Below are 10,791 nucleotides of genomic sequence, written 5' to 3' on the forward strand. Positions count from 1 at the left end.
CGGCACCGGGGCGCGGGCCGGATCGCGTCAGACGTCCAACATGCCCGACGTGTCGATGACCTGGCGGATCGCCCGGCCCGAAGCCAACTCCTCCATCGCCGCGTTGATGTCGGCCAGCGGCAGTGTGCCCGTATGCATCTGTTCCACCGGCATCAGGCCCGCCCGCCACAGGTCCAGGAACCTCGGGATGTCGCGGCGCGGTACCGCGTCGCCCATGTACGAGCCGAGCAGGGACTTGCCCTCGCCCGCGAACGCCAGCGCCGGGACCTCCAGCACCCGGTCGGGTGCGGGGAGGCCCACCGAGACGACGGTGCCGCCCCGGGCCACGGCCGTCAGGCACTCCGCCATGACCTTGGGGCTGCCTACCGCCTCCACCGCCAACTCGGCGCCACCGGAGGTGAGTTCACGGATCGCTTCGACCGCCTCGCCGGGGGCGTACGCATGTGTCGCGCCCAGTCGGACGGCCAGCTCGCGCTTCTCCTGGACCGGGTCGACCGCGATGATCGGGTACGCCCCCGCCGCCCGGGCGCCCAGCACCGCCGAGAGCCCCACGCCGCCCAGGCCGTAGACCACCGTCGACCGGCCGGGACGCAGGGCCGCGGTGTTGATGACCGCCCCCGCGCCCGTCAGGACCGCGCAGCCGAACATCGACGCCACGGTGAACGGGATGTCCTTGGGGATCGGGACCACCGACTCCTGGGCCAGTACCGCGTGTTCGGAGAACGCGGAGACGCCCAGCTGGTGGTTGACCCGGTTGCCGCAGGCGTCGGTCAGCAGCGACGGGCCGTGCAGCAGCGCGCCCGATCCGTTCGCCGCCGCTGCCCGCGCGCACAGGGCGGGCCGGCCCGCCGCGCAGTCGGCGCAGAAGCCGCAGCTCGGCACGAACACGAGCGCCACATGGTCACCGGGGGAGACCCGGCCGACACCCGGTCCGGTGTCCTGGACGACGCCCACCGCTTCGTGGCCGAGCGCCATCGGCAGCGGGCGGACCCGGTCGCCGTTGACCACGGAGAGGTCCGAGTGGCAGAGCGAGGCGGCCGCGATACGGACCAGCACCTCGCCCTCGCGCGGGGCGCCCAGCTCCAGCTCCTCCACCTCCACCGGGCGGGTCTCGGAGTAGGGGCGGGCCGTCGATATCCCGCGCAGCACCACCGCACGGGTCTTCACGCCCGCACCTCCGGACGCGGGGCGCAGCGCAGCACGTCGCGGCTCTCCAACAGCGGGACGACCTTGCCGAGCACGATCTCCTGGAAGTGCGGGGAGGCGCAGTGCGCGGTGAAGTCGGCCTCGGAGCCGTACTCCTCGTACAGCACGATCGCCCGCGGGTCCTCGGTGCCCTGGTGGACCCGGTAGGCGAGATTGCCCGGCTCCTGGCGGGAGGCGGTGGCCATCGTGTCGAGCAGGGGCAGGACGGTGTTCTCCTCACCGGCCCTGGTGCGGTAGCGGGCGACGACTACGTATGTCATGGGGGCTTACTCCTGGGGTGCGGGAGGCCTCTTCAGGGCGGTGGGCGGGACCGGCGGCAACTGGTCCCGGCGCAGGTGCCAGAGGCGGGGGTCGGACGTGGCTGCCGCGGCCGACCCGAGGGCCAGCGCGAGTGCCACGTCCGCGGCGGTTTCCACGAAGCCGGCGGCGACCGACGGGGACATCGCGCGCTGTGCCTGCGCGCTCATCCGGCCGATGATCGGGGCGGGCATGATCTCGACCAGGTCCGGCGCCCCGCGCGAGATCGCGTCCGTGGAGCGGCGCAGATTGGACCGGTCGGTGACGAACACCTTCATCATCGTCAGCAGGCCGAGCGGGCGGCCCTTCTCTATGAGGGAGAGCCGGGTGCTGACCACGCCGTGCGCGCCCATGTTCTTGATGAACTCCAGCGCGCCCCGGTCCTGAGCCAGCCCGGGGCTGCTGTCCACGTTCACGAACACGGTCTTCCCCGCCCGGCCCAGTGCCGGCACGACCTGGGGCAGTTGCCCCACCGCGAGCGACGCGAGGATGCACACCTTGGCCGGTGCGGTCAGGAACTGCCGCAGCGGCTGCGTGCCGACGACCGACGCGACGACCGGCACCTCGGCGAACGCCGAGGCGAGCCGGGGGTCGAGCGCGGCACCGGACCGGGAGGGGGAAGAGGTCATGGCAAGGGCCTGCCTGGAGAAGGAGGGTTCGTGGCTGCTGAGGTCAGTTCAGCGGGGACGTACCGAATCGGCTGGGAAGGCCCAGTTTGCCAGGGTTGAGAATGCCGGCCGGGTCCAGGGCCTTCTTCACCGCGACGAACGTCGCGAAGCCCGCCCCGAGGGATTCCTCCAGGTAGGGGCCGCGCAGCAGGCCGCAGCCGTGGTGGTGGCTGAGCGCCGCCGCGTGCTCGATGAGTACGGCGTTGGCCGCGTCCCACACCGAGCGGTACCAGTCGCGCCGCGACTCGGGCGCCACCTCGCCACGCAGCGAGAAGTAGACGCAGGCGCCGTCGGTGTACGCGTGGGACTGGTGGGCCGAGGCGGCCAGGGTGCCGTCCACCGACTGGATCGCGGCGACCACCTCGTCGTAGATCACCGGGAGGTCGGTCCAGGAAGCGGCCATCTCCAGGGTGTCGGCGACGAAGCCGGGACCGGGCTTGAAGCCGTCGGCGGACTTGCCGACCAGCATCCGCTCGTCCAGCCAGCGCTCGAAGACCGCCTTGCTGTCCAGCTCCGGGCCGTACGCCTCGCAGACCTCCCGCGCCACCTTGATCGAGGCGTCGACGATGGCCGGGTCGCCCTCGTCGGCGATCAGCAGGAGGTTGGTCTCCGGGTGGCCGAAGTGGGTGCCCGACTCCAGGGCGTCGTACAGCCGCAGCACGGCCGGGGTGGCACCGCGCTGCATGATCCTGCGGCAGGCGTCCAGGCCCTCGGCGAAGGTCTTGAAGCCGAACGCGACGGCGTTCGCGTACTCGGGCAGCGGGTGGACGCGCAGCCGCGCGGAGACGATGACGCCGAGGGTTCCCTCCGAGCCGACGAACAGCTGGCGCAGGTCCGGGCCCACCGCGGCGCGGGCGTAGTCGCCGTACGTGGCACGCGTACCGTCCGCGTGCACGACGTCGACGCCGACGACCATGTCCTCGATCTTGCCGTAACGGGTGGAGAGCTGGCCGGCGCCCCGGCAGGCGATCCAGCCGCCGACCGTGGACACGGCGAACGCGGACGGCCAGTGGCCGGTGGTGACGCCGTACTCCTCCTGGAGCTGCTTCTCGAAGAGGTCGCCGAACATGCCGGCCTGGACGTCCACGATGTTCGACTCGGCGTCGAAGCCGGTGATCTCGTTCATTCCGCAGACGTCCAGGACGACGCCGCCGAAGACGGGGAGCGCGGCGCCCGTGACGTTGGAGCGGCCGGCGGACGGGGTGACCGGGATGCCGGCCTCGTGGCAGATCCGCAGCACGGCCGCGACCTGGTCGGCGTCGGCGGCCTCGACGATCACGGCGTTCGGCGTCGCCGGACGGCCCTCGGTCTCGCCGATCATCGAGCCGGCCCACCAGTCACGGGTCCGGGTGACGACCTCGTCGCGCGAGGTGTGCACCGCTTGCGCGGCCCCGCGCAGCGCCTCGAGCACGGATTCGGGAACGTCGACCGGGTCGACCTCGAGGGCGGCCTCGCCGTCCCCGATCGGGGTGTTCTGCGCCCACTTGGCGAAACTGGGGGCGCCGATCGTGTAGTTGCCCCGGTTGAACGGGTGGGTGATGGTCTGACGGCTGATCATGCTGCTGCCCCTTCGAGGAGTACGGACTTTTCGTGACGGACGGCTGCGAGGTACTCGGAGACCGAACGCTCCACCTCGGCCTCCGAGAGGTTCAGTTCCTGGCCGAGGATCGCGCCGACGGCCCCGGCGGCGTCGACGGAGGCGTCCCGGGCGAACAGCCGGGCGCGCAGCCGCCGGGAGAGGACGTCGTCGACCGAGCGGGCCAGTTCGGCGCGGGCCGCGTACACGACCTCCGCCTTGGTGTACGGGAGTCCCGCGACGACCGGCTCGGCCAGCGTCGGGTCGTCCTGGATCAGGTCGCCGACGAACCGGGCCTCGGTGCCGAAGCGTTCGCCGAGGTGTGCGGCGATGCCACCGGAGGCCGCGACGGCCTCGGCGTCGTAACCGGCACCGCCGAGCAGCGGGAGGTCGGTGGTGCGGCTCTTCCCCTTGCGGCCGAGGACCGTCATCACCTTGTCGATGACGAGCTCGCCCATGTGCCGACTGGTGGTGAGCTTGCCGCCGGTCACCGTCACCATGCCGGTGCGGCCGACGGTGATGTGGTGGTCGCGGCGCATGTCGAGCGTCGCGCCCTCCTTGCCGCCGACCAGCGGGCGCAGACCGCCGATGGAGCCGACCACGTCGTCCGGGGTGAGCTTCCCCTCGAAGGCGGTGTTGGCGCCCTCCAGCAGGAAGTCCATCTCCTCGCGGGTGCAGTGCACATCGTCGGGGGAACCCTGGTAGTCCTCGTCCGTGGTGCCGAGCACGACGCTGTTGCCCCAGCGGGTGCAGGTCGCGCGGCGGGCCCGGCCGGGGATCGGCACGGTGACCGTGCAGTTGATCCGGACCTTGTCCCACGGAACCACGATGTGGACGCCCTTGGCAGGCCTGACCTGCGGCTTGTGACCGTCGTCGGCCTTCGCGTCGAGCTCGTCGGTCCACACACCGGTCGCGTTGACGACGGCCCGCGAGCGGATGTCGATGGTGTCGCCGTCCGCCGAGACCCGGGCGCCGGACACCTTGCCCATCTGCATCAGCAGACCCTCGGCCTTGGCGCCGTTGAGGATCGTCGCGCCGAGCGCGGCGGCGGTCCGGACGATGGTCAGCACGAGCCGGGCGTCATCGGTGCGGGCGTCGAAGTACATCAGTCCGCCCTTGAGGTTCTCCGCGCGCAACGTCGGCGCCTGTGCGAGCACCTCGGGGACGGTGAGCCGCTGGTGGAGCTTGCCGATCCGCCAGCCGCCGACCAGGTCGTACGTCCACAGCAGACCCTCGAAGCCCTTTGCCAGGCGGGCGTCGAAGATGCCCTCCTTCTCCAGGATCGGGAAGAGGAACGGCAGCCGGTGCACCAGGTGCGGGGCGTTCTTGCGGAAGCGGTGACGTTCCAGGAGCGAGTGGCGGACCAGGTTGACGTTGCCCTGCTCGATGTAGCGCAGGCCGCCGTGCACCATCTTCGAGGACTTCGACGACGTGCCGGAGGCGAAGTCGTCCTTCTCGACCAGTGCCGCGCGCAGCCCGCGCGAGGCCGCGTCGAGCACGGCGTACGCCCCGGTGATGCCGCCGCCGATGACGAGCACGTCGTACGTGTCGTCGGCCAGCTGGCGCTTGAGGGCTGCCCGGTCGAGCAGCAGGGGCGTTCGGCGGGTCGCCGCGGCGCTTCGCCGCGGCTTCCGGGCGGGCATGGTGATCACAACATCAACTCCTGGTGTTTCGGTGCGGCGGCCGCGTGGTCGGGTACGGGCCGCCAGTGCGACGGTCGGGGGCCGTCAGTGGGGGGTGTGAGGTTCGGGGTCCTGCAGGGGGAGCAGGGCGGGGTCGTTCAGGTGGGCGATCAGCACGTCGCGCCAGGCGGCCCGCTGCTCGGCGCGCTCGGCCGCCGCGATCGAGGGCTCGAAGACCTGGCCGTGCGGCTGGGCCTCGACGACCTCTTCGAGCGAGGACCACAGGCCCTGGGCGACCCCGGCCAGGTAGGCGGTGCCGCGCAGGCTGGCGGTGGCGGAGTCGGAGACCCGCTCCAGCGGCAGGCCGGTCAGGTCGGCCTGGATCCGCATGAGCGGGTCGCTGCCGGAGACCCCGCCGCCGACCCGGAGCCGGGTGAACGGCGTGCCCATGGTGTCGGCGACTCCGTCGATCAGGTCGCACACGGAGTGCGCGATCCCGTCGAGCACGGCGCGGGCGAGATCGGCGCGGGTGGTGGCGAGGGTGAGCCCGGTGAGGGAGGCGGTGGCCTCCGGGTGCCAGACCGGCGTACGGACCCCGGCGAGCGCCGGGACGAAACGCGGGGTGCGGCCCGGCCGGGTGGGGACCCGGCCCGCTTCCTCACCGAGCTCCTTCGGCGATGCGAACAGCCCCAGGTCGTCGCAGAGCCAGCGCAGCGCCGAACCCGCCGTGGAGGTATATGCCTCCAGGCTGTAGTGGCTGGTGTCGCCCTGCCGCCGGCCGGGCTGGGCGAGCACCCCGGAGATGTCCGGCCGGGGCAGGGCGGGCGTGGTGCCGGTCGCCGCGTCGACGAAGGCGCCGGTCCCGTACACGCACATGCCCTGCCCTGCGGCGAGACCGCCGAGCGCGATCAGTGCGGCGTGCTGGTCGCCCATGGAGGCGGCCAGCGGGACGGCGATCCCGAGGGCGGCCGGGTCGGTGGTACCGAATCCGGCGTCGTCGGAGCGGAGTTCCGGAAGCAGGTCGAGGGGGAAGCCGAGGTGGCTGATCCACTCCTCGTCCCAGGCGTGCCGTTCCAGCAGATAGCCGCCGCTGGACGCGGCGTTGGTCGGGGTGGTGGCGTGCACGGCACCACCGGTGAGGCGCCAGATCAGCCAGGTGTCGACGGTGCCGAAGAGCAGCCGGCCCTCGCGGTGTGCGGCGGCCACCTCCGGGTGTGCGGCGATCTGCCGCGCGGCCCAGAGGAACGGGGCGCGGGCGCCAACCGGCCGGCCCTGGCGGGCCAGCAGGGCGGCGTCCCACTCCGCCTCGTACGCGGTGAGCTCATGGGCGTAACGCCGGTCCTGCCACACCACCGCGGGCAGCAACGGCCGCCCGGTGACCCGGTCCCACAGCATCGCGGTGGCCCGCTGGGTGGAGAGCGCCACCGCGGTGATCCCGATGCCCTCCTCGCGGGCCCGGCCGACGGCCCGGCGCGCCACCTCGACGGTGGCGCTCCAGATCTCCATCGGGTCCTGCTCGACCGAGAGGTCGTCCGGATGGCTGACCTTGATCGACCGGTAGAACACCTCGTGGGCCGCGCCGGAGTCGAGGACGACTCCGGCCCTGGTGCCCGTGGTGCCCTCGTCGATGGACAGCACACCGCGCCGTGGGGCGGCGCCGGGGAACGTCTGCGTCATTGCAGCCCTTTCATTGCGAGCATCGCGAGCTGTGCGGAGGGATACGAGAGGGGAGGGGACCATCGTGTGGTGCGGCAGGCCCGGGGCCCGGTCAGCGCGCGGTCGCGGAGCGCGCGTCTTCCGGTTCGCCGGCCCGGACGCCGACGCCGGCCCGGTCCTGTCCGGCGGCCTCGTCCGGGGACGCGGCCTTCGTCGGGTCCCACTTGATCGCCAGGCAGGTGATCAGGCCGAGCAGCGGCACGACGGAGAGCACCAGGAAGGTGTCGGCGAGCCCCAGCGAGTCCTTGATCTGCGGGAAGACGTACAGCCCGACGACACTGCCGAAGCTGCCGACCATCCCGGTGACACCGGTGCCGAGGGCGCGGACATCACTGCTGTACGAGAGCGCGGCGATGGACTTGCCGTTGGCGCCGGGACCCGCGGAGTGGCAGAGGATGAACAGCACCGGCAGCAGGAACGCCACGGCAGTGGGAACCTTCTCGAAGGTCAGGCCCATCGCGAGCAGTGCGACGAAGACCCCGGCGAAACCGGCCGCGGAGCTGAGCCGCAGCCCGAGCCGCCGGCCGAAGTACGCCGAGAGGAGACCGCCGGCGATACCGAAGGCGTTGAAGACCATCGAGCCGATGGTGGCCTTCTCGAAGCTCTCGCCGAAGATGGTCAGACTGATCAGCGGGAGGTACCAGCCGACCGCGAAGTACTGCATCGACTGCCCGAGCGAGATGACCGAGGAGAGGATCGTCCGGGGCAGGTACTCGCCCTTGAAGAGCAGCCCGGCCTGACGGAACCCGATGGCGGGCGCCTCGGTGGCCGCGCGGGTCGCCTCGTCGGGCTTACCGGCGACGGCCTTGATCCGGTAGATCTTGTCCAGGTTGACGACGGCCTCGTCCAGCCGGCCCTTGCTCGCCAGCCAGGTGGGGCTCTCCCGGAGCATCAGCCACTGGCCCAGCAGCAGCACGACGGCGACGACCGCGGCCGAGCCGACCGACCAGCGCCAGATGTCCGCGCCGACGTCCAGGTTGAAGAAGAGCAGGGCGAGCGCGAGGTTGCTGGTGGTGGCGACGTACCAGACGGCCTGCCAGAGGTTCAGCCGGCCGCCCAGCTTCGCGGGCGTGTATTCGGCGAGCAGCGCCATGGCGACGGCGAAGTCGATGCCGTACGCGACACCCACCAGGACCCGGCCGACCCAGACGACGGTGAAGTCACCGGCGAACGCGGCCAGCAGGGCCCCCGCGATGGCGAACACCTTGGCGATGAGCAGTGGGGGAACGCGGCCGATCCGGGTGGCGAGCCAGCCGCCGACGGGGTTGAAGATGATCGCCAGGGCCGGAGCGGTGGCCGTGAGGATCGAGACCTGGGTGCTGGTGAGCTCCATCTGGGACGTCATCGGTCCCAGACCGGCGCTCAGCGCGGCGTTCGAATAGGCGTCGAGAAACAGCCCGCCGAACACGAGAAACCAGATGACTTGCGCCCGGCCGGTGATCTTTCCCAGCCCATCGATGAGCGCAACGACGTCGGCGACGCCTTTGACGCTCGGACGTTGTGCCATGAATCCGCCTTCGAGGAAGACCCATCGGCGGCACGGGGAGCACAAAAAAACAGGCATGACGAAACCACCGACAGGTGGTCTATGTCTGTGCCTGTCAAAACACTGCGGAAAGCGCCGCAGCACGTGAACTGCAAGGAATGCGAACTACGCAGTGAGGTTAAGAACGAGTCAGGAGAAACGTCAAGGGTTTCCGGCAGGTTACTCAAACGTGACGTGGGACTTCATGGTACGTGCACTGCCCCGCCGGCATCCGACGGCCCCCGGGGCGGTGCGCGTGACCCGTCGGACCGCGGAAGACGCCCGCTTCGCCGCCATTGCCGACTCCAGGGCGGACAGGTCGTCTCGCTGGCTTGCCCGGGTCACGGCGCAGGACGGTCAGCAGCGGGGTGTCGGCGGCCCTGTCCGCGGTCCTGGCCTCCTCGGCCGCGGCCTGCCGGGCGGCCGGCGGCCGGCCGTCGGATGCTCGGCGCTTCGACTCGTATCCGGTCGGCAGAGTTGTGGGCCAGGAAGCTGCCGCACTCTGCACAAGTACGCACAGCCGGGTCGATGGCACGATTCCGGGCATGACGGATGTCCGGGAAGTGAGTTGCCGCCCCCTTTACCGGCGTGCCCTGTGGTTCTTCGTCGGGCTCGGGGCGACCGGGGCGGGCGTGACCGTGGTGCGTTCGGTGTATTGGGGGCCGGACCCGTGGCTGGGCGTCGGCCTGCTGTTCGCGCTGGTTGGCATGGCGTCGCTCCGCGCGGTCACTGCCCGGGTGGGCGCCGATGCGTACGGCTTGTACTCCCGGACGCTGCTGCACCGCCGGATCGCGCCGTGGAGCGAGGTCGCCGACCTGTGTGTACACCTGAGACACAGGCACCGGGGCCAGGATGTCCGTCGCGTCGGCCTGGTGCTGCGCGACGGCCGCAAGCGGGTCCTGCCACTGCCGCAGAGCCGGTCCTCCGACGATCCGGACTTCGACGCGCAGTTGGACGCGCTCCGCGCGCTGCACCGCCGGTACGGGGCACCGGAGTCGAGCCACGTTCCCGTCGTCACGGACCGCACCGCCGGGCGTGGCTGGGCGGGGGCGTCGAGTCTGTGCGTGCTGTTGCTGGCGTGTGCGGGCGTGGCCGCGCTGGCCGTGCCGGATGCCGCCTCGGATCAGCGTGCGTGGAGGTCGGCCACCCCGTGCTCCGCCGGGACGCCCGCCACGAAACGCGGCGAGTGCCTGACCACCGTGCCGGCTGTGATCGCGCGGACCGAGGTCAACCGTCCCAAGCGGAGCAGCTGGGTGTACTTCACCGGCAATCGGCCGCTGGAAAGGGTCGCGGTCTCGCGGGAGGACGCCCAGGCGTTCCGGCCTGGCGACAGGGTCGAACTGACCGCCTGGCGCGGCGAGGTGAGAAAGATCGCGGGGGAGCACCACGTGTGGCGCGAGCACATGCCCGGTGCCGGGGAAGCAGCCGTGGTCGCGGCCGCGTTCGTCCTTGCCGCGGGTTGCCCCGGTACCCGGGTGCTGTTGCGTCTGCGCGGGCGTCGGCTGCCCGATGACGAGGTCCTCCCGTCGGCCCTTCCGTTCGCGGCACCGCTCGTCGCTACCGCTCTGTGGTTGCTGCCGCTCTGCTACCTCCACCCCACGACTCTGCTCGACTCCGTGGCGATCAGATGGGCGGCCGCGGGCTCGCTGGTCACCCTGGGTCTCCTCGTCCGGGCCTGGCGCGCCACCCGTATCCGTACGCCCGAAGAGGCCCGAGAGGCAGGAGAGGGCAGAGCTACCGGAGAGTCCGCCGAGGGGGAAGAGGTGTTCCTGTCCGCCCGCTTTCTGGAGGACACCGACTACAACCCGTACGGCTTCGGCACCCACATCGTCCTCGGCGGCGGCGGCCCGCCCGCGGTGACGCCCCACCCCGGCCCCGGCCGGTTCGCGGCGAAGCGGATACCGGTGGAGCGGCTCACCGTGAAGGACGTGCGGCGCGCCCGGGGCGGCGACGGCGACACCATCCCCGCGAACTGGCACATAGCCAATCTCGATGACGCGGGCAATCCGGTCCGCCTCGCGGCCGCCCCGGCCGACCTGAACCGCATCATCCGAGCGCTGGGTTCTGTGAAATCCCCGGTGAACACCCCTGCGAACGCCACGGACCGCGAGGTGTGACCGGCCTCGGTGGCCGGAACCGTCGAGAGTTCCCCGCACGGGCCCCGGTGTGTGCACCGGGGCC

General features: G+C 71.6%; 8 protein-coding genes. 1 reads left to right on the plus strand and 7 read right to left on the minus strand.

What is annotated here, in order from left to right:
- Positions 1 to 27: 27 nt before the first annotated feature.
- The 7 genes from ACFU8Q_RS33860 to ACFU8Q_RS33890 form a co-directional block, all read right to left on the minus strand.
- Positions 28 to 1,167 (minus strand): zinc-binding dehydrogenase, encoded by a 1,140-nt coding sequence (locus ACFU8Q_RS33860; protein WP_384461669.1) that lies wholly within the window; start codon positions 1,165 to 1,167, stop codon positions 28 to 30.
- Positions 1,164 to 1,466 carry a putative quinol monooxygenase gene (locus ACFU8Q_RS33865; protein ID WP_384461672.1) on the minus strand — a complete coding sequence of 101 codons (303 nt, stop codon included), beginning with the start codon at positions 1,464 to 1,466 and terminating at the stop codon, positions 1,164 to 1,166. Before ACFU8Q_RS33865 ends, ACFU8Q_RS33860 begins: the two co-directional genes overlap by 4 nt.
- 6 nt (positions 1,467 to 1,472) lie before the next feature.
- Complete coding sequence (locus ACFU8Q_RS33870) at positions 1,473 to 2,132, minus strand: glycerol-3-phosphate responsive antiterminator (protein ID WP_384461675.1); 660 nt, start codon at positions 2,130 to 2,132, stop codon at positions 1,473 to 1,475.
- 43 nt (positions 2,133 to 2,175) lie between these two features.
- The gene (locus tag ACFU8Q_RS33875) at positions 2,176 to 3,729 is read right to left on the minus strand and encodes an FAD-binding oxidoreductase (RefSeq protein WP_384461678.1); all 1,554 of its coding nucleotides are present in this window, start codon (positions 3,727 to 3,729) and stop codon (positions 2,176 to 2,178) included.
- Complete coding sequence (locus tag ACFU8Q_RS33880; protein WP_384461681.1) at positions 3,726 to 5,399, minus strand: FAD-dependent oxidoreductase; 1,674 nt, start codon at positions 5,397 to 5,399, stop codon at positions 3,726 to 3,728. Before ACFU8Q_RS33880 ends, ACFU8Q_RS33875 begins: the two co-directional genes overlap by 4 nt.
- A gap of 75 nt (positions 5,400 to 5,474) precedes the next feature.
- On the minus strand, positions 5,475 to 7,046 hold the full coding sequence (locus tag ACFU8Q_RS33885; protein WP_384461685.1) for an FGGY family carbohydrate kinase: 1,572 nt from the start codon (positions 7,044 to 7,046) through the stop codon (positions 5,475 to 5,477).
- A gap of 91 nt (positions 7,047 to 7,137) precedes the next feature.
- Positions 7,138 to 8,592 carry an MFS transporter gene (locus tag ACFU8Q_RS33890; RefSeq protein ID WP_384461688.1) on the minus strand — a complete coding sequence of 485 codons (1,455 nt, stop codon included), beginning with the start codon at positions 8,590 to 8,592 and terminating at the stop codon, positions 7,138 to 7,140.
- A gap of 563 nt (positions 8,593 to 9,155) precedes the next feature.
- Here ACFU8Q_RS33890 and ACFU8Q_RS33895 point away from each other — a divergent pair.
- Positions 9,156 to 10,727 carry a PH domain-containing protein gene (locus ACFU8Q_RS33895; protein ID WP_384461691.1) on the plus strand — a complete coding sequence of 524 codons (1,572 nt, stop codon included), beginning with the start codon at positions 9,156 to 9,158 and terminating at the stop codon, positions 10,725 to 10,727.
- Positions 10,728 to 10,791 lie beyond the last annotated feature (64 nt).

The sequence above is a fragment of the Streptomyces sp. NPDC057543 genome, assembly GCF_042801895.1.
In the GTDB taxonomy this organism is placed as follows: domain Bacteria; phylum Actinomycetota; class Actinomycetes; order Streptomycetales; family Streptomycetaceae; genus Streptomyces.

What these genes read in the sequence shown, in the direction of transcription:
- ACFU8Q_RS33870 (WP_384461675.1), bottom strand. Translation starts at nt 2,132, where the DNA reads ATGACCTCTTCCCCCTCCCGGTCCGGTGCCGCGCTCGACCCCCGGCTC.
- ACFU8Q_RS33865 (WP_384461672.1), bottom strand. Translation starts at nt 1,466, where the DNA reads ATGACATACGTAGTCGTCGCCCGCTACCGCACCAGGGCCGGTGAGGAG.
- ACFU8Q_RS33890 (WP_384461688.1), bottom strand. Translation starts at nt 8,592, where the DNA reads ATGGCACAACGTCCGAGCGTCAAAGGCGTCGCCGACGTCGTTGCGCTC.
- ACFU8Q_RS33895 (WP_384461691.1), top strand. Translation starts at nt 9,156, where the DNA reads ATGACGGATGTCCGGGAAGTGAGTTGCCGCCCCCTTTACCGGCGTGCC.
- ACFU8Q_RS33875 (WP_384461678.1), bottom strand. Translation starts at nt 3,729, where the DNA reads ATGATCAGCCGTCAGACCATCACCCACCCGTTCAACCGGGGCAACTAC.
- ACFU8Q_RS33885 (WP_384461685.1), bottom strand. Translation starts at nt 7,046, where the DNA reads ATGACGCAGACGTTCCCCGGCGCCGCCCCACGGCGCGGTGTGCTGTCC.